We start from the raw sequence: 19,183 nt of genomic DNA, 5'->3' as shown, positions 1-19,183 counted from the left end.
TTGTCCCCCGGTGCCTCCGGGTAAGGAACCATTTCTGCCACCGCCACCTAAGCGAGGAGGAGTTCCCCCTGGAACTAGGGGCGGCGAGCCAATTTGTCCCCCGGTGCCTCCGGGTAAGGAACCATTTCTGCCACCGCCACCTAAGCGAGGAGGAGTTCCCCCTGGAACTATGGGAGGCGAGCCAATTTGCCCCCCATCACCTCCGGGAAGTAAAGAGCCTCGCGCTCTACCTGGTACTTGCTGAGTGCCGGCTCGATCGCCCCTGGGTGGGCTGGTGAGAGCAACCGTCTGATTAGGCCTGTTAATTGGGGGCGGAGCCAATAACTCGGGAAGTTCGGGTAGCACGGCCACTTGTCGCTGTGGCAGTTTGGGGAGTTCTGATGTTGTCCCACCCGCTCCGTTGGCTCCTGGAGGGATTTGTAATACGATCGGCGGGAGCGGCCCAAAGGGATCTAACTGAGAAGGATTAGCTGTCACAGGGCCTTGGGGCACCGGCTGAAGCGGAAGCGTGGGATTCCTGTCATTGTTGTCGCCGATATTTGTTTGAGCCTGTCTTGCTCGTTCGTCTGGGTTGGTGGATCGAATTAACCCAGGAGGCTGGGCGGCTACTATTGGGGACGGGAAAGCTTGAGCTGCTGGGGTAGGGCTGGCAGTGGCTGCCGGAGATGGAGAGGCTGCAATGGGGCTGGGGCTGGGGCTGGCTGTGTTGCTGCCCTCGTCGCCACCGCATCCTCCGATCGAGAACGCTAGTAGTCCTATAGTTGCAAAATATAAAAGTTTGTGCATTGCCGATCGCCACCAAATCCTTAATTTCAAGATTTCCAACAAGGCTCTGCAATTACAGCCTGTTGCCGTTTATCAGTTTATCTGTGTTTCGATGTTATGCGATCGCTTGAAAATTGCCAAGTTTTCCTGATGATTCTGATCTGGGGATCGGGCGATCGGTTTTTGGGAGCGGGTTAGGATATCAGTGGCGGTCGTTGTTCGACATCATTGAATCAATTAAGGTATTTAGATCATGGCAAAAGTGATTCTCAAGCGGATTTGGCGATCGGGCTTGGTTTGTGCGAGCGTTGTGGTTGGTCTGGGATCTGTGGGGGGTGGCGAGGTGCATTCTCATTCACATCAGCCAGAAACTCAGGTGATGACATTGGTGCCCGATGTTAGTTCCCAGCAGCACGCGCGGCGGAGCTATCCCGTTCCCCGTAGGGGTTCCCGAAGGGTAGGGAATCGCACTATAACGGGATCGGGATTCACAACTGGCAAATTGTACTCTCAGTTTTGGAACCCGTCAAATCGTGGTGCCAAACCCCCAGCAAATCAACCGGCTAAGCCACCGGGGAATCCACAGGTATTTCAAGCTAAAATCAAGCGTCGCGCTGGTGGGACGCCGGTGATTGATGTGGTATTTAACGGCAACAAGACTTTTGAGATGATTGTCGATACCGGGGCGAGCGGCACTTTGATTTCTCAGCGGATGGCTACTGCACTGGGAGTGAGGCCGGTGCGTACTATCAGAGCGGGGATCGCTGACGGTAGCGTTGTCGAGTTCCCGATCGGCGTAGTGCGATCGATTCGGGTTGGGGGTGCTGCGATCCAAAATGTCGAAGTGGCGATCGCGAAACAAATGCCAATAGGTCTGCTCGGTCACGATTTCTTTGGCAATTACGATGTCAAAATTAAAAAAGATGTTGTAGAATTTTATGTCCGCTGAGAGTGAGCTGAGTCGGAAACCGATTTTTGCTCAACTCGTGTCCTTTACAGTTATTAGCAACCCGGTCAAGGCTTTTAAATTTATTGGTTGAGGCGGTAGCAAAATGCAACCAAGTGTGGTATCGTTCTTAGTGTTTAAAGAGCCACCGACGGTTAAACTATCCGTGAAATCCGGCCACAAAAGCACGGCTGTTGTTGGTGATCTCGGTAACAGTCTCCGACAACGATTCACAGTACAGGCCAAGGCAATCAATTAAACAATTCCCAAAGCAGGTCGAAATTAGTTCCCACAATGCTGTGGCTGAGGGAATTTTGGTTGGCATTGTTCAGCCGGAGTCTAGAAAATATGTAAACTGATTAGCGGCAGATGTTCCGCAAAATCGGAAATCATGACCATCGAGAAATTAATTATTGTAAATAAGGTATTCACATGGCACAAGCGTCTGTATCTCCTGTAGTGCTGATTATTCTAGACGGCTGGGGTTATCGTGAAGAAAAAGACGGAAATGCGATCGCCGCTGCGAAAACACCCGTGATGGACAGTCTCTGGGCCGCTTATCCCAGAACTCTGATTAAAACATCGGGTCGGGCGGTAGGGCTGCCAGACGGGCAAATGGGTAACTCAGAGGTTGGTCACTTGAATCTGGGCGCGGGCCGCGTGGTTCCTCAAGAGTTGGTGCGGATTTCGGATGCAGTGGAAGATGGTTCTTTGCTGGACAACCGCGCGCTGGTTGGGCTTTGCGAGAAAGTCCGCGCCACGGGCGGCAAGTTGCACCTAACTGGTCTTTGTTCTGAAGGCGGGGTTCATTCCCATCTCAGTCATATTAAGGGTTTGCTGCAATTAGCAAAGGCACAGGGAATTTCTGATGTTTGCATTCACGCGATTACAGACGGCCGTGATACTACTCCGAAAGAGGGTGTCGAAGCTCTAGGCAAGATTGAAAGTTATATCGCAGAGGTCGGGGTTGGTCGGATTGCGACCATTAGTGGTCGCTACTACGCGATGGATAGGGACAAGCGCTGGGATCGGGTGCAGCGCGCTTACGAGGTGATGACGACTGAGGGCGCGCCTGACGGTCGATCGGCTGTGGATGTGTTGCAGGCCTCTTATGCTGAAGGAGTGACCGACGAGTTTGCTGTTCCGACTCGGATTGCTCCGGGGGCGGTGGCATCCGGGGATGGGCTAATTTTCTTCAATTTTCGCCCGGACAGGGCTAGAGAATTGACTCAGGCTTTTGTATCTCCAGATTTTAAGGGGTTTGAACGGCAGTTAATTGAGCCGCTGGCGTTTGCGACTTTTACTCAGTACGACCCGAAACTTTCGGTAATGGTGGCTTTTGAACCGCAGAATTTGAACAATATTCTGGGCGAGGTGATTTCTAAGCACGGTTTGCAGCAGTTGCGGACGGCGGAAACTGAAAAGTACGCTCATGTGACTTATTTTTTTAATGGGGGTCTGGAAGAGCCTTTTATCGGGGAACACCGGGAATTGGTGCAGAGCCCGATGGTGGGGACTTACGATGAGGCACCCCAGATGTCGGCGGAGTTGGTGACGGATGGGGTGGTGACGGCTTTGGAAAAAGGCATCTATTCGTTTGTGGTGATTAATTACGCTAACCCGGATATGGTTGGTCATACGGGGATGATGGATGCGACGATAATTGCGATCGAAACTGTGGATAAATGTTTGGGGCGGCTGTTGAGCGCCATTAGTAAAGCTGGGGGAACGGCAATTATTATTGCTGACCACGGCAATGCTGAGCAGATGTTTGACGAGGACGGGAATCCGTGGACGGCTCACACTACTAACCCCGTGCCGTTTATTCTGGTAGAAGGTGAAGGTCGGAAGATTCCGGGTCACGGAACGGATGTTCCTCTGAGGGCGGATGGTTGTTTGGCGGATATTGCGCCGACGATTCTGGAGCTGTTGAGGTTGCCTCAGCCCCCGGAGATGACCGGACGTTCTATGATTCGATCGGCTGAGTTTGAAGTTCGTGCCAATCGCACTCCGGTGCGAGTCCGATTGTAGTAGGGACGCAGGATTAGGGACAAAGGCGTTTTGCACTGGTGTCAACTTAAGCTGTCATCCGCCCAGCCCTCCCGCCCATCCGGTAGTCCGCCAGGGAATGAATTCCCTGTCTAATAGCGAAAGTCCTCTCAAGAGGACTAATGAGTTTAACAATTCGGCGTTTCTGAATTGGGGTATGAAATTTGTAGGGGCAATCCCCCCGTGGTTGCCCCACTGCTGACAGCGTAAGCACTTAGAATTACCCCATCAGGCAAAATCATACTTGGATTCAGCAGTACCAAAATTCTTCTTTTCAGTCCTCATAGCGAGGACTTTCGCTTTGAGGCAGGGAATTCATTCCCTGCCGGACTGGCGGACTAACAGCTTAATTCGACAACAATGGGTACGATGCTGTGTCCCGGAGGAGATTGTGCGCGATCGACCAAATTTGATATGATAATAAATTACCGATTACTAATTACCAATTCCCCCCGATTATGAATATTGTTGCTGTGTTACAAGTTATCTGGTCTTTGTCTGCTTTAGGACTTGTGATTTTTGTGTTGCTGCACAGTCCTAAAGGCGATGGTATTGGAGGGATTGGCGGACAAGCTCAATTGTTTACCAGCGCCAAGAGTGCAGAAACAAGTCTGAACCGGATTACTTGGGGTCTGTCTATTGTTTTTATGGGTTTGACTGTGATTTTGAGTGCTGGTTGGTTGACGCCTAAGTTATAAGATTCGGATTTTTAACCACATGAGTTCACGGGCGAGACGCCCGTGCCACATGAGTTCACGGGCGAGACGCCCGTGCCACATGAGTTCACGGGCGAGACGCCCGTGCCACATTAACATTAGCTCACGGGCGGGACGCCCGTGCCACATGAGTTCACGGGCGAGACGCCCGTGCCACATAAATAAATATTGTGGGGAGTAGGGGCTGGGCTTCTAGCCCGCCCTAAAGATGAAATTTAAGTGCGGTTGCAAAAATGCGGTTGGGGAAAGTGACATTAAAACCTCGATTGCTGGCTGTCTTGGGATTGGCTTTATGTTGTTTTAGCCTAATAATTTTTACTCAGGTTAATACTCCGGCGGCGACTGTTTCTTCTATCCCGAATAGTTTTCCGAATCCACAGGTTCATCCTTTGCCACCAACGCTAGCAAATTGGCAAGATTCCACGGATAGCGGGGATTATTTTGACCAGGTTAAGCCACCGAATTTCGGTCATTTGTTGTGGTCTAAGTTTCCGATTCAGGTTTATGTTGAGCGTCCAGTTGATGCTAATAAGTCTGAAGAATGGGTGGCGGCTGTGTTGGATGTGGTGCGGGAATGGGGGGTTTATTTGCCTTTGGAAGTGGTGGATAGTTCTGAGGTGGCTGATATTAGGATTTTACGTCGGGCTCCGCCTTTGCGTCAAGGGGTTTTACGATCGCGTTCTGGAGAGGCTACCTATGAATTGTATGCCCGTCGCGATGGCGATAAAACTGTCTTATCTCATCGGTTTTCGGTTTATTTGAATCCGACTCAAGTGGGTAAGTATATTCCGGCGACGGCGCGGCACGAGTTGGGTCACGCTTTGGGAATTTGGGGCCACAGTTTGATGGAAACTGATGTGCTTTATTTTTCTCATGTGAGAAATCCTCCGCCTATTTCGGCGAGGGATGTTAATACTTTGAAGCGGGTTTATGAACAGCAGACTCGCTTGGGGTGGGAATTTCAGAGACTCGGCGATTGAAATCGCATCTACACAAACGAAGTCCGGATGGTTCCCGGACTCGAAAAACATACAGGATATTCCATGTAGATGTAGCTCGCGAGAAACCGGGTTTCGAGCAACAGAATCAGTAATGATGCGAGAACTGTAAAGAAACCCGGTTTCTGGGATGTACTTATAAACTTGGAATATGCTGTAAGAGTTAATAGGGAATATCAGAAAAATGAAAGATGAATGTTTTGGAATTGTGCCGATTTTTTCGACGGAAGCTGACATTTTGTTTCTGTTAATTCAACATCAAGCCGGACATTGGGCGTTTCCCAAAGGTCACGCCAATCCTGGGGAATCTCCAGCGGAAACGGCTAGGCGGGAATTTCAGGAGGAAACTGGTATATCCGATTTTCAAATGCTGGATGAGCCGAGTTTTACAGAGCATTATTCTTTTGTTAAAGATGGGGAGCTGATTGAAAAAACGGTGACATACTTTTTAGGCTTTGTCAATTCGAGGGAGGTTGTTTTGCAAGTGGAGGAAATCCAAAATTCTGCTTGGGTTTCTTTTGAGGAAGCTGTTAAGTTGATTACTTTTGATGCCAACCGCCTAATGTTCGCGGAAGTTAAGGCATATTTGGATAGCAGGAAGTTAAAAGTCGGCGGTTGATATCATGTCCGGTCGATTACCCTGATTCCTGTAGGGGCGGGTTCACCAATAATATTTGCCAAAAACCGACAATCTCCCAAACCCGCCCCGGCAATTGTATTATGGGCGATCCATCGGACATGATATGAAACCCATCCTATACAAAGGAAGTCACTCTCTAAGAGACTAAGAAAATATAAGACTGATTTGGTATAATATCATGTCCTCACGATTGACCATAATATCCCGGCCGGGCGGGTTTTTGAGATTGTCCATTATTGGCAGATATTGTTGGTGAACCCGCCCCTACAGGAATCAGGGTAATCGACCGGGCATGGTATAAGTTCGGATAGAAAAACCCGGTAACTTTTGCGATACCGGGTTTATTAAGTGTCAGATTCTGTGGGTTAATTCTGCCGCCAATCTGAGGTTATTTGTTGATTTTCTGCGCTTCGGCGTGGTGTTGCAAGCGAGAGAAAACGTTGTAAGCGTCGGGGCCGGGAGTATCGTGTTCGGCAGCGCCGTCGATGGGGCCGTCAATGGCTTTCCAAGCAGGAATTCCGCCTTTGAGTTCGGCTACTTTTTGAAAGCCTGCTGCGCGGAGAAGATTGGCAGCTTCGGCGGTTTGTTGGTCGTTTTCGCCGTAGATGTAGATGTCGCGGATGGGTTCTAAACTCGATTGTGCGCGCTCAACTAATTCGTCCATTGGCATCATTACCGCGCCGGTAATGTGGCTTTTGGTGAAGCTTTCAAAATCACGGGCGTCGATGATTGTGAGTCCGGGTTCGCCCCAATCTAAACGGGCTTTGAGGTCGTGGCTAGATGCTTGAGCTTTTAAACCGGGAGGGGTGGGAGTAAAGTCGGGAAGTTTGTCTTTGATGTTGGAAATTTGGTCGGGAATAGTTTTCATGGGTAAAATCTTGTTCAATGTTTTGATTGCCATTGCAATGTAACAAGATGTTTAGGTTGCATTCGTCTTTCTAAAGGCAGAATCGAGCATTGAACTAAAGTCGCAGTTAGGCTAGTTTCCGGGTTATTAGGTGCGGTTGGGAGCGCTACATTTGTTGAGGTTGCTAGAGCCTAGCGAGCTGTGCTTAAAAATGTTTCGATCGCATTTGGTGCAGAGAATTAGAATTGCGATAATGTATCAAACATTTTATTTTATCAATTCACAAGTTTTTAGTCAATCCTCATCTTTTTGGTAATCGAATTTTACTGTGGTGATGAGTGACAAAATTATTTAACAATGAAATAAGCATAAGTTATTCGCAGGTTCGCCCGCGTGCGGAAAAGTTTAAATGTTTGCCAGCAAGGTTTCTGGTAAAATTTAAAAGTAAAAACAAGTATTTAAAGGTATGGATATGTCTGAGAAAAGTGAAGTTGCGGTGCCTATAACTTTGACACCGGAAGAGCAAGCGGTGTGGGATGCGAAGGCGAAAGTTCGGGTACTACTGAATTTGTGGGATTTGAGCGGCGGGAAGATGAAGGTGAAAAAGGGGGAGTTGACTAAGCGGATTGTTCGCACTAATGAGACGAGTCAGAGATATCTGGGAGTGCTCGGCGAGTTGCAGGCGACTGGGGCGATCGAGTATTCGCTGGTAAATCGGGTGACGCTGGTGGAATTGAGCGCGAAGGGGAAAGAAGTTTTAGCGGAAGGCTTGAAAAGTAAGGATTCTCTGTTTGAGTTTGATGGTTCTCAAATTGGTACTCGGCTGGGAAATTCTTTGTTGAAGTGGATTCGGCATCAGGATAGTGCGGCAAGTGTTCGGGTTGAGAAGGGGAAAGGGGATGTAGGGACGATCGCATCCTATGAGGATTTTAAGGCTGTGGCGCTCGATGTGTATGACACCTTGAACCGGGATTATAACTTAGACGATTTAGTGCCGATTTATCGGATGCGACGGGCGATCGGGGAAAGGGTAGGGCGATCGGAGTTCAATGAGTGGCTGTTGGAAATGCAGGCTAATGACATTTTTCAGCTAATGGCAGGAGATATGCGAGACATCGCCCCAGATAAACGTGAAGACTCAATTACCATTCCTGGTGGTGCATTGCGTTACTACGCCAAGCGTTTGAATTCATAAAATTTCCCTCAATCTTTTTGTAGTTCGATACCTCACACCCAATCGCTATGAACAATACATCAGTTTCTCCGATAGAAGCCCTCAATGCTGCAATCCAAAATCACAATCCATTTAGCAAAGCTGGAATTGTCAAAGAACAAGATATTTGGCGAAAAGGGTTCCCCGATATTCCGACTTTAAATGCTCACGCTTCTGATGCCATTTTTCAGGCAGTTGAAAAAGTACAGACAAGTCAATCCAGCCAAGAAAAGGTGACTTCACTGGTATTAACTGCTAACCAGGGAGTGGGGAAAAGCCACATTTTGAGTCGCACTCGCCATAGACTAGAAACTAATGGTGGTGCTTTGTTTGTTTATGCCAGTGTTAATAATTACACCGACTTAAACTTGATAAAATACCAATTTCAGCAAACTTTAGCTAATAGTTTGAGCCGCACAGGAAGCCAAGGTGTCATGCAATGGCAGGAAATAGCGGCAGCAATGGCCAACGAAGGTTTTAAAGCTATCAATTCTGCTACACCAAATCTTTCGGCTCAAGAACTTCTCGATCGATTTGACCGAGTATGCGCTAGTTGGGCTAATAAAAATAGGAATTTTATGAACACCCTAACTAAGCAAGTTCTCAAAACAAAATCAAATGTAGACCCTTATATTATTCGAGCAGTTTTGTGGACGTTATCAGAAACTGAAACACTTTTTGCTATCAAATGGTTATCAGGTGAAGAGTTAGACAAATCTAAAGCTGAGGAACTAGGATTGCCTGCTAATTTCGGCAAAAGTAATCATGAGAAAGAAGTCGAATCTCTGAATAGTGTCCAGCAAATTTTAAATTTGGTGAGTTACTACAGTCCTGTAATCATTTGTTTTGATGAAATAGATGTAGATACAAAATGTAACGATGATGGCTTCACAACACCGCAGGTAATTGCCGATCTTGTTAAGCGTTTGTACGATACTCTCGAACACTCAGAACTCGGTCAAGGTGTGGTTATTATCACAGTAATGATGGCTTATACGTGGACAGAACAAGTTAACGTGATGCCTGGTGGCATACCCGATCGAGTTTCAACATACACGCAGCGAAAACCAATCGAGTTAAAATACTTGAACGGCGATTCTTTAATCGATTTAGTCCAGTTATGGTTGCAAGATTTTTATCAAATCAGCAATTTAAACCCTCCTCATCCGGTCTATCCATTTGAGGAAAGCCAACTGAGAGAATATGGCAGAGGTAAGCCCACGGTACGGGAAGCTTTGAAATGGTGTGCCGAGAATTTTAAAGTTTTTATGCCTCCAATGCCTGAACTTCCAGAAGATCCTGTTGAGCGGTTTGAGTTTGCTTTAACCAAGGAACTTGAGGAAGATATCCGAGAGGATATGGAGAATGATTCCACAATTGCTAAGGCTATTTACTTTGGCTTTGAAACGTTGAAAGGTCAGACGGTAGATAATGTAACAATTGATGATATTACCGCAGAAATAAAACCCAAAATACCCAATGCAAATTGGATTAAGTTTAAGATAATTGGCACTGAAAATGGCAGAGCCATCAAGATTGGGGTGGCAGTCATCCAATATTCTCAATCTGAGTTAGTTGCTGGATTGAAGCGTTTAACTGATTATCAAAAATTTGATTTAACACGCGGTTGTTTAGTCCGTTCCCAATCAAAAATAGATAAAATCAAGAAAAATTCTAAAGCGTATAAGCTTCTAGAAGAACTCGTGTCAGTTGAAAAAGGCGGTGAGGTAGTGTATTTGATTGAAGAGCAAATAAAGCCGCTGCTGGCTCTCCGTGCTGTTTGTCAAAAATGCCGAGATTACAATTTAACAGAAGACCAGATTTTTGATTTCATAGCTCAGAAGCAGCTCACTTTTGAGAATCTTTTATTGCGGGAAATTTTGAGCGATCCCTCCGGTGAAATGCCTGCGGTTGATGATGAAGATGAAAGCCTACTTTTAGAAGACATTTTCAACCCTCCCACCAATGATGATACAGATGATGGGGATCTAAGTGACCTATTTAGTTAACCATGAACAAATTAATTTTGCTTCAAACAGCTCTGGCTTTACCAAATCCAGATATTGAAGCTTTAATCGAAGGACGAATGATTGCAGCTATGCCTCGGATGTTTCTAAATCCGGGGCGTACATTTGCTTTGTATCCAACCGATAATTCTAATATGTCCTTGATAAAACCTAAGCAAATGAGCTTGTTTTCAGAGTCAGGGCAATTAGAACTCCCCCTGGTAGTTTTAGATAAAGTTTCGATCAAAGCTTGGGCTAGGTGCGAAGTGTGTCAAATGCTAAACGATCCAGAATCATTAGAGGCTGTGTCGCAGTTAACAGTCTGGACAACAGAGGCATTACAGCAAACTCTCCTGCAACGACGTAATATTTTTCTAACTCATCTTCGCGTTTATCTGCTACCTCAGCCGCTGGAAATGTCTGTGCATCCCAGCGGCAATTTTGTATCTTTGCCAAAATCCCTAAATGTTACTGATTCAACGCCAGTGTTGAGCGACTCAATCTTTGCCAAACGCCGTCAAAAGCTGGAAAAACTAGAGCCGCCAGAACATCCAGAATTGGAAAAGTTGCAAAGTGCATTAGTGCATTTATCCACCACCAACCCAAAAGCCAAACAACTAGACGCAGAAATCAAAATGTTTCTAGGTTGGTCGGAAAAATTACCCACAACACAACCAGACCCGGATTTAGCATGGATAAGTGCGATCGCACAAATTGGCAATTCTAGCGATGGTAATACATTTGAAAAGTTAGTCCGCAAAAGTTTTATCAAGCTAGGATTTGCCAATTCTAACACCAATCCGAAAGCTAGTCTCAATCCAGAATCAACAGGCGGCGCTGGTGGTTTAGACTTTTATTGCGAGACTCCCTATCCAGTAGCGGGAGAGTGCAAAGCTAGCAAACATGAAAGTGTACCTAATAGTGTCACCGCTCAATTGGTTCATTTAGGCTTGACTCACTTGGGTCAAGATAAGTTCGAGCGATCGGTTAAAATTATTTTGGCGGCTGGGCCTTTAACTAATCCAGCTAATCAAGCAGCTATTGGTAGTAAAATGAATGTAATTCGCCCGGAAACATTGCAAAGATTAGTTGAATTGAAAGCTAAGCAACCAGGTTCGATCGATTTATTACAGTTAAAACCTTGTTTGGAACAACAGCCGTTTGGTGAGGAAGCCGATGCTAAGGTTAATCGCTATATTGACGAGGTGCGGGAAAAGCTTAAAGTGCGATCGCACATAGTTCAGCTAGTCAAAGACTTTTTGGAAAGAACAAAATCAACAAGCGTTGAATTTAATCAGCTTCACGGTGCTTATGCCTTTTCTATGTCGCCCCAACCTTTAACATATGAAGAAATGCACCAAATTTTAATAGAACTTTCCTCACCTTTGACGGGTTACTTAGGGCGAATTAAAGGCCAAGATTTAGGGCGCGATCGCTTTTATTTCCTGCGCGACTTGCCACTAGATGATTGAGATACGTCAAGGGCGATTCCCTGGGGGATAGCTTCGCTCGCGCGTACTTCATCCAATTTCCTACACAGCATCAGGATCTACGCCCAATTCCCGCAACCTCGCCGCCAACCTTTCAGCTTTCTGCAATTGAGCTTGTTCTGCCTTAATTAACCCTTCTACCAATGGGGGATATAATATTTCATTGACTGATAATCTCAGATTTGGAAATACTACAGATACCATGTCATCTCCCGGCAAATAATCTATCTGTGCATAACTTTCTTCACCTTCGGGAAATGCCGCAACTCGCACCCGCTGTCTATTTTCTGTTGGGTCAACAATCACATATTCCGGCACGTTAGCTAGTTCGTACTCTCCTCGTTTAACTACATAATCTGCTCGCCGATCTTGGCTCACTACTTCTACTACAAATAAAGGTGTTTCGCTCAAGTCTAAGATGCCAGAACCGGGTCTGGCAAGAACTTGTTGCCACAAACTTTCTGTGCAAACAACTACATCGGGAATGCGGGATGTAGCATCTTCTGTTCTGACTCCCACAGAAGTTTTTACGACTAAATCCAGATTATGTTCCGCTAGGTAACGCTGCAATTTATAAACCCAAAATTCGCAGATGCTTGTATGTAATGCGCTAGCCGTTGCCATCGGTATTAATTTGCCTTTGTACAATTCATATTGTACATCGTCATTGCTTTGATAAACTCTGTACTCTTCAAAAGTTAATGTCGGGGAAGTATCGATCTGTTTTTCTTCGACTGCTGGCACAACAGATTGAGACATATATTTTTACCTATCTCGATAGTTTTCTATTATACTCAATTTTGATTTTAACACTCAAGGCATTGAGTACGAAAAGATCGATCGCCCTTATTGACAATCAAGCAATTTGATCCGGTTAAATATTTAGTTCAGTTCACCATTTGGGCGATCGCCTCAACAAGGCTGTAGCTGCCTCGCTGTCGAGAGGTTTAGAGAAAAAGTACCCCTGACCGTACTCGCAGCCGATCGCCCGCATTTGAGCCAATTGGACGGCGGTTTCGACACCTTCTGCCACTACCTCCATCCCCAAACTGCGGGCCAGCATGACGATCGCCCGCACGATTTCCAAATTTTCGCCCATTTCCCCGACGCGGCTGACAAAAGAGCGATCGACCTTCAAAATATTAATCGGGAACCTGTGCAAATAACTCAGAGACGAATAACCAGTGCCAAAATCATCAATGCACAAATCAATCCCCAAATCTCTCAACTGCGAAAGCATCGCCGCCGCCGCTTCCCCATCTTCCATCACCACACTCTCAGTAATCTCCAACTTCAAACAGCGAGCATCAACACCCGTTTCCTGCAAAACTTGCTTAATTTGCTCGATGGATTCCGGTTCTGAAAACTGCCTCCCGGAGAGATTTACTGCTACAGTCAGCCGCGAATTTCCCACAGGTAAATTCAAACTCTGCCACTGAATAATTTGGCGGCAGCTTTCGTTCAAAACCCACAAACCCAAAGGCATAATTAACCCAGTTTCCTCCGCCATCGCAATAAATTCCATCGGGGAAACTAAACCACGTTCCGGGTGCAGCCAGCGCACCAGCGCCTCAAATCCGATAACAGAGCCAGTTTTCAAACAAACGATCGGCTGATAATAAACAGTAAAAGGACATTCCAATTTTAAAGTAGGCAATTGCGACTTCGGACGCTCCAATTTCCGATCGATTTCACTCATCGGCGAGTTTTCCGCCGCCGTCCCACAGGCGAAATCCACTATCGAATATTTCAAATTTAGTTCTTCAACCGACTCCCGTAAATCGTGTTCCAAGTGCATCAAAGCCACAGCTTGAGTGTGCATCGCACTGGTAAAAACTTCGTAGCGAGCTTTACCGAGAGCTTTGGCGCGGTACATTGCAATATCAGCATCGCGCAAAATATCTCCCGGCCACTGATATTTGTCGGTACTCAAAGCAATGCCGATGCTAGCAGTAATTAAAACTTTATTACCTTCCAAATAAAGCGGTCGTTCGATCGTCTTGAGAATTGCCTTTGCTTGGGCGATCGCCTCATCAACACCGTGAATTTCCTCCAGCAAAATCACAAACTCATCTCCCCCCAGACGAGCCACCGTATCGCCTGGCCGCAAACAAGTCAAGAGACGGCGAGCCACAGCCACCAACAGTCGATCGCCCGTGCGGTGTCCCTGACTGTCATTAATCACCTTAAACCTGTCCAAATCCAGAAACAGCACCGCAAACTGATAGGTTGGGTGCCGTTGGGCGCGGGCAAAAGCTTGGCCCAACCTGTCAGTCAACAAAGCACGGTTGGGCAACTCCGTCAGCGCATCGTGCAAAGCATCGTGCAACAATTGTTCTTCAGCCACCTTGCGTTCAGTCACGTCGTGACAGTTGACCACAATTCCCCGCACCGAAGGTTCCTCGAGCAAATTCGTCGCCACCGCTTCCAACACGCACCAGGAACCATCCTTGTGTTTCACTCGGTATTCCGCCATGCCCAGGCTAACTTTGGGCATTTGCATGACACCTTTGAAAACTTGATCCACTATCAGCAATTCGTCAGGGTGAATCAAGTCAAAAATAGACCGGCCCAGGACTTCCGCCGTCGGGTAGCCCAAAATCCGCTCTAGGGAAGGAGATACATAGCGGCAAAAGCCTTTATCGTCGAGAATCACAATAATGTCTCTAGCATTTTCAATCAACGATCGAAAGCGCTTCTCGCTTTGCCGCAGCTCTTGTTCGGTGCGCTTGCGATCGGTAATATCGGTATTCATGTAAATCAGACCGACAATTTTCCCTGTAGGGTCTTTAATAGCATCGGCCCGCAGCAACACTTGCAAAGTTTCACCGCTTTTAGTGCGGTTGGTAATTTCACCAAACCAAGAATAACCTTGGGCGATCGTGTCGAGTACCTCCCTAGCGACTGCGGGGTCAGCAAAAACTGCCGGTATACCTCCGGCGAGTTTAAATTCCTCTGCCGTGTCCCACTCAAATAGCTGAGAAAACGCTTGATTTTGATAGATGTGAGTGCCGTTGGCATCGCTGATGCCGATCGCGTCACTCGAACTTTCCACCGCCTTGCGAGTCAGCACCAGAGCTTCTTCTGCCCGCTTGCGCTCGGTAATGTCAATGCCGACCAGACAAGCTGCTTTGCCCCGATCGTACTTTTGAGCCACAATCAAATAGTATCCCTCCGACTCTCCTCCGTCGGTTTGTACCTTAACGTTGAGTTCTTTAACCGCTTCCGTAGCGTCATCGGCAAAAAACTCCACCACAAAAGAGTTAAAATCCGAGCTAGCGCCCAGAAAACCAATATCTTGACCGACAAAAGCCGACGGCGGCAAACCATGCAGTTTGGCTAAGTGCTGGTTAACCCCCAAATAGCGCAAATCCGAGCTAATCCAAGATACTGTTCCCGGAACTGCTTCCAAAATCGTTTGCAGTTGGTCGTTAGCTTGCTGCAATGCTTGCTGCACTTCACATATTGGTTCCGCCAAGTCAGATTGAACTCCTACAAAGTGAGTCAAATTAGCGTTGTCGTCTCGCACGGGAGATAGCGATAATTTGCTCCAAAAAGGAGTGCCGTCTTTGCGGTAATTTTTAATTGGTGTCTGGATTTCTCGACCTTGGCGCAAGGCCTCGCGGATTTTAGCTACGGTAGTTCGATCGGTATCCGGGCCTTGCAAAAATCGGCAATTACGCCCCAAGATTTCACTGGCGCAGTAACCCGTCATCCGTTCAAAGGCCGGATTGCAATAAATTATGGGACAATCTGGTGCATTGGCGTCAGCAATGACAATGCCGCAGCTAGTAGCGGCCAGGGCTCGATCGCGCGGCCACAGTGCTTCTGATGCAGTATGGCGATCGTCGGCACTCCCCACTTCACCTAAATTAGAAATTGACTGGTTCTCCCGATCTCCCATCAGCCGAACTTTCAAGCAAACCTTTACAATTTCCGAGTTGTTTCTTACTCTAACGTTTTTCAGGACTCGCGCAACGTAAATTGTATCTTCGCATTTAAGTAAGGAATGAGAATTAAATAACTTCCACTCTTGAAAGTGGGATGGGCGTCCCGCCCGTCCGTTTTGGACGGGCGGGACGCCCATCCCACAATAACAATTAAAATTGTAAGTTATTTAATTCGCGATCCTAAGCGGGATTTCACGTTAGTTGTTAGTTGTATTTTATACGCTTGCTGTTCGGCATTTAAAAAAGCACATCTTCACATCCGCAGTGAAAAACCCTCTATTCTTCCCCCCCTCAGACTCTCTCCCCCTCCCCCCTTCTCCCCTTCTCCCCGCGCCCCGGCAATCACGATCGGCAGCAGCTTATTTAGCAGGAGTTGCGGCTTGAGAAGTCGGTGGCGCAATATTAATTAATGGCAAAGTTCCGCCTCCTCCCATTACTGTCGGAAACTGGCCGTTCCATTTTTCAATAGCTTGCTGCTGCAAAATTTCGGCTGTTAATGTTTGCCGCTGCAAGCGTTGAGCTTCGGCTTTACCTTTAGCACGGTTAATTTCAGCTTGAGCATCTTGGGTGGCTTTTTGAACTGTAAATTCTGCTTGTTTAGCTTCTTGTTCGGCTATTTGTTTGGATTCGATGGCTTTGCTAAATTCGGGAGAAAAGCCAAAATTTATTAAAGAAACATCTCTGACGATGACGCCGTAAGGTTCCAAACGCTTTTTGAGGCTGTTGTCGATTTCTGTTTTGAGTTCTGTGCGCTTAGTAATAATTTCTTCTGCGGTTTTTTTAGAAGTTGCTGCTTTGAGAACTTCCGAAATTGCCGGACTCAGAATGCTGGTAACAATTTGTTCTTCGTCTCCTATTTGTTGAAAAACTTGATTAACTTTGGCGGGGTCAACATTCCAGTTGACTGCCAAATCTGTAGTAATGCTTTGCAAATCTTTGGATGCTGCATCTGCTTTCAAATCGGTTTTTTGTACCCGCACGCTGAGAGTTTTTACAGAGGTGAAGATCGGTAAAATCGGGTGGATGCCTTCATCTAAAATCGCGTCTTGAACTTTCCCGAAGCGCATCATAACGCCCCGTTCCCCTGGGCCGACGAGGGCAAAAGGTCTTAAAATTAAGGCGGCGATGATGAAGACGATGCCACCGACGATGTAGAGAGCTAGGTTGTACTGAACACTTTGCATGGTTTTCATATGTTAATTCAGCTAAGTTGTTTTACTGGATGTTAGTTGTCTATTCGCTCTTATCTAAGATTATAACTTCCGGTTAATGGTGCAACAACTCATAAATTTCTTTATTTTTTTCATAAAAGTCATAGGATTTTGAGCGTCGGAAAGCTTTTTAAATCAAAAAGATATGAGATTGCCGTTACATTGAGGCTCTGGTATGAACAATGGCATTTGTACCTAGCTGAAATTGTTGATGAATAAATGTTTCAATCGTCTTGACAAAGAGGATTTTTTTAGATATAGCAGAAGTAAATAGATAGCTCGATCGCTCTTTGAGAAGCGATAAAAGGGCGATCGGAAAGACAAAGCTTTCTAGAAAGCTAAAAAATCAGAATTGAACAGCTAATTTTTGGGTAAATTTTAATGGTAAATGGCAGGTGCGTGCCACAAAAACCTTTGCGGGTTGCTGCAAGCCAGGAAAGATAGAATTTCCATCTGCGACGTACAGACTCTATTTGTAGAATTGGCATCGGCCCGACTTGCTAAACCCTCCTGAGTAGAAAAAAGACTGCTTGGGCAAGTTGGGAATTTATAGCTACAAACGATAAAAATCCGAGTTTAAAAATGCCCGAAAATAAGTTAAGCTTAGATGAGAACGGTTGAAGAAAAATCAAAATGTTGCAGCGACACCCTTGGCCGCAGACAATTGAAGAGGCGATCGCCATTCAAGAACAGCTTCGGTCAGAGGTAATTACCCAAAATCAACTGGACACAGTTCGGTACGTCGCCGGTGTAGATGTCGGCTACGACAGTGCAAACGATGTATCGCGGGCCGCTGTAACAGTTCTGAGCTTTCCCGACTTGCAATTGCAGCAGCAAGCTGTGGTTCGCAGTCCTACAACTTTTCCTTACCTTCCGGGTTTCCTGTCTTTTCGAGAAGTGCCGGCAGTCCTTGATGCGTTGGAAAATATCAGTTTGAGGCCAGACTTGATATTGTGCGACGGTCAAGGACTAGCCCATCCCCGCCGATTCGGTCTGGCGTGCCATTTGGGGGTTTTGACAGGGATTCCCACGATCGGAGTTGCCAAAAATCGATTTATGGGAGAACATTCCGAAGTCGGACTCGACCGGGGCAGTTGGCAACCCTTGCTGCTAGAGGGATCAACGGTAGGCGCAGCGCTAAGAACGCAAACAGGGGTAAAGCCGATGTATGTTTCGATAGGTCATAAGGTAAACTTGATAAGTGCGATCGAGTACGTCCTGCGCTGCGCCCCAAAATATCGCTTGCCAGAAACCACTCGATCGGCAGACCAACTAACATAGGGATCGGTGGCAAGCGCGGAATGGCTCAAAAAAAAAAGTAAAAAGACCAAAAAAGCATCCGTCTTGGGACTTTTAGTTTTTGAGGAGGCGCGGTTAAGTCGAAAAATCCTCTGAGTCTACTGCCAATCAGCTTTCGGTTCCATCCTTCCAGCGAACTAAAGAATGACTATACCTGAGAAAGAGGTATAAAAGTTGGGGGGTTTATAGAATGATTGAAAGACAGTAACCAGCTTAAAAAATTGGCGGCTCTAACTATAGTGCCCGGGCGTGAACTATTTTTAGTTCACATTTGTAAGTTATGAAATATTCATTCTGCGAGTTAAACCAAAAGCTTAGATTCGTCTGATGAGGTTTCATAATTTACCGTCGGATATCTCACCACTGGCTGGGAGTAACCATGACAGTGGGAGGCGAAGGCGCGATCGAGCTAAAAAATCAGAAAAAAACAAGGAGACAGTCATGGCTGAGAAAAGCAAACGCGGATTCGCTTCTATGGATGCAGAAAAACAGCGCGCAATTGCTAGCAAAGGCGGAAAAGCTGCACACGAGAAAGGAACTGCACACGAATTCACCCCTGAAGAAGCCAGACAAGCTGGCCAAAAAGGCGGCGAAGCTGTCAGCAGAAATCGCGAACACATGGCTCAAATTGGTCGCGAAGGCGGTCGCAAAAGCCGCAAAAGCGAAGCTTAAGTCTCTTAAGGCTTGCCCTGTAATGAAAGATTGCACAGTTGCAGCGTGAGACATAGCACTAGGACAGTAAACGTTTGAGGAGGGGGGGCGATCGAAGTTACCAAGGTAGTTCGATCGTCCAACCTCCAAAATTCGTGACTAGCGCACCACAGCCTCGCAAATGTGAAAACCCCCCAGGAATTACTTTTTAGCAATCCCTGGCAAATCTTGAACAGCAATTTTTTTACCAAGCTGCACTGCGGTCAATAATTTTGCGGGAAAGAAAAGCTGACAAGCGCGATTCAGTCTCTCAAAAAAAGCCAATACGAGCACTAAAAGCCCCGAAGTCAGGGCTTTTTTGTATAGCTGCACATAATAATATTTTTAGAAGTGCGATCTAGT

General features: G+C 46.5%; 15 protein-coding genes and 1 pseudogene. 10 read left to right on the top strand and 6 right to left on the bottom strand.

Annotated elements, in window-relative coordinates; translation table 11 throughout:
* A pseudogene (locus QT984_RS24320) lies at positions 1 to 816 on the bottom strand (hypothetical protein); the annotation flags it as partial.
* Positions 817 to 1,018: 202 nt separating this feature from the next.
* Here QT984_RS24320 and QT984_RS24315 point away from each other — a divergent pair.
* The 5 genes from QT984_RS24315 to QT984_RS24295 all read left to right on the top strand — a co-directional run bounded on the left by QT984_RS24315 (position 1,019) and on the right by QT984_RS24295 (position 6,093).
* On the top strand, positions 1,019 to 1,714 hold the full coding sequence (locus QT984_RS24315) for a retropepsin-like aspartic protease (protein ID WP_333274407.1): 696 nt from the start codon (positions 1,019 to 1,021) through the stop codon (positions 1,712 to 1,714).
* Between the two features lie 429 nt (positions 1,715 to 2,143).
* Positions 2,144 to 3,742, top strand: a complete 1,599-nt coding sequence (gene gpmI, locus QT984_RS24310) for a 2,3-bisphosphoglycerate-independent phosphoglycerate mutase (RefSeq protein ID WP_333274410.1) — start codon at positions 2,144 to 2,146, stop codon at positions 3,740 to 3,742.
* Between the two features lie 476 nt (positions 3,743 to 4,218).
* A complete protein-coding gene (secG, locus tag QT984_RS24305) occupies positions 4,219 to 4,458 on the top strand; it encodes a preprotein translocase subunit SecG (RefSeq protein WP_333156560.1) in 240 nt (79 codons plus the stop codon).
* Between the two features lie 251 nt (positions 4,459 to 4,709).
* On the top strand, positions 4,710 to 5,456 hold the full coding sequence (locus QT984_RS24300; protein ID WP_333375150.1) for a peptidase: 747 nt from the start codon (positions 4,710 to 4,712) through the stop codon (positions 5,454 to 5,456).
* Between the two features lie 202 nt (positions 5,457 to 5,658).
* Positions 5,659 to 6,093: an NUDIX domain-containing protein gene (locus QT984_RS24295; protein ID WP_333057624.1), complete on the top strand. Its 435-nt coding sequence runs from the start codon at positions 5,659 to 5,661 to the stop codon at positions 6,091 to 6,093.
* 409 nt (positions 6,094 to 6,502) lie between these two features.
* Here QT984_RS24295 and QT984_RS24290 read toward each other — a convergent pair whose 3' ends face one another.
* Entirely contained in the window at positions 6,503 to 6,982 is a 480-nt protein-coding gene (locus QT984_RS24290) for a rhodanese-like domain-containing protein (RefSeq protein ID WP_333057623.1), read from the bottom strand.
* A gap of 451 nt (positions 6,983 to 7,433) precedes the next feature.
* Between QT984_RS24290 and QT984_RS24285 the strand changes: the two genes are divergently transcribed.
* The 3 genes from QT984_RS24285 to QT984_RS24275 are packed head-to-tail and all read left to right on the top strand — an operon-like array spanning position 7,434 to position 11,652.
* On the top strand, positions 7,434 to 8,156 hold the full coding sequence (locus QT984_RS24285; RefSeq protein ID WP_333375148.1) for a hypothetical protein: 723 nt from the start codon (positions 7,434 to 7,436) through the stop codon (positions 8,154 to 8,156).
* A gap of 47 nt (positions 8,157 to 8,203) precedes the next feature.
* Positions 8,204 to 10,183, top strand: coding sequence for an ATP-binding protein (locus QT984_RS24280; protein WP_333234047.1), 1,980 nt, complete (start codon positions 8,204 to 8,206; stop codon positions 10,181 to 10,183).
* A 2-nt stretch (positions 10,184 to 10,185) separates the two neighbouring features.
* Entirely contained in the window at positions 10,186 to 11,652 is a 1,467-nt protein-coding gene (locus tag QT984_RS24275; protein ID WP_333375145.1) for a DUF1802 family protein, read from the top strand.
* Between the two features lie 60 nt (positions 11,653 to 11,712).
* Here the strand turns inward: QT984_RS24275 and QT984_RS24270 are convergent, their stop codons facing one another.
* The 3 genes from QT984_RS24270 to QT984_RS24260 form a co-directional block, all read right to left on the bottom strand.
* On the bottom strand, positions 11,713 to 12,429 hold the full coding sequence (locus QT984_RS24270; RefSeq protein WP_333057618.1) for a Uma2 family endonuclease: 717 nt from the start codon (positions 12,427 to 12,429) through the stop codon (positions 11,713 to 11,715).
* Positions 12,430 to 12,562: 133 nt separating this feature from the next.
* Positions 12,563 to 15,574, bottom strand: a complete 3,012-nt coding sequence (locus QT984_RS24265) for an EAL domain-containing protein (RefSeq protein WP_333375143.1) — start codon at positions 15,572 to 15,574, stop codon at positions 12,563 to 12,565.
* A 405-nt stretch (positions 15,575 to 15,979) separates the two neighbouring features.
* A complete protein-coding gene (locus QT984_RS24260; protein WP_333212729.1) occupies positions 15,980 to 16,804 on the bottom strand; it encodes a prohibitin family protein in 825 nt (274 codons plus the stop codon).
* Between the two features lie 660 nt (positions 16,805 to 17,464).
* Here QT984_RS24260 and nfi point away from each other — a divergent pair.
* Positions 17,465 to 18,112: a deoxyribonuclease V gene (gene nfi / locus QT984_RS24255; RefSeq protein ID WP_333057614.1), complete on the top strand. Its 648-nt coding sequence runs from the start codon at positions 17,465 to 17,467 to the stop codon at positions 18,110 to 18,112.
* 459 nt (positions 18,113 to 18,571) lie between these two features.
* Complete coding sequence (locus QT984_RS24250; RefSeq protein ID WP_006631632.1) at positions 18,572 to 18,802, top strand: KGG domain-containing protein; 231 nt, start codon at positions 18,572 to 18,574, stop codon at positions 18,800 to 18,802.
* 180 nt (positions 18,803 to 18,982) lie between these two features.
* On the opposite strand, the gene QT984_RS24245 is transcribed toward QT984_RS24250, so the two are convergent.
* Positions 18,983 to 19,153, bottom strand: a complete 171-nt coding sequence (locus QT984_RS24245) for a hypothetical protein (protein ID WP_333057613.1) — start codon at positions 19,151 to 19,153, stop codon at positions 18,983 to 18,985.
* Positions 19,154 to 19,183: the final 30 nt, after the last annotated feature.

Source organism: Microcoleus sp. Z1_B2 (genome assembly GCF_036700325.1).
Classification (GTDB): Bacteria; Cyanobacteriota; Cyanobacteriia; order Cyanobacteriales; family Microcoleaceae; genus Microcoleus.
This window is presented reverse-complemented; position numbering and strand designations above follow the sequence as displayed.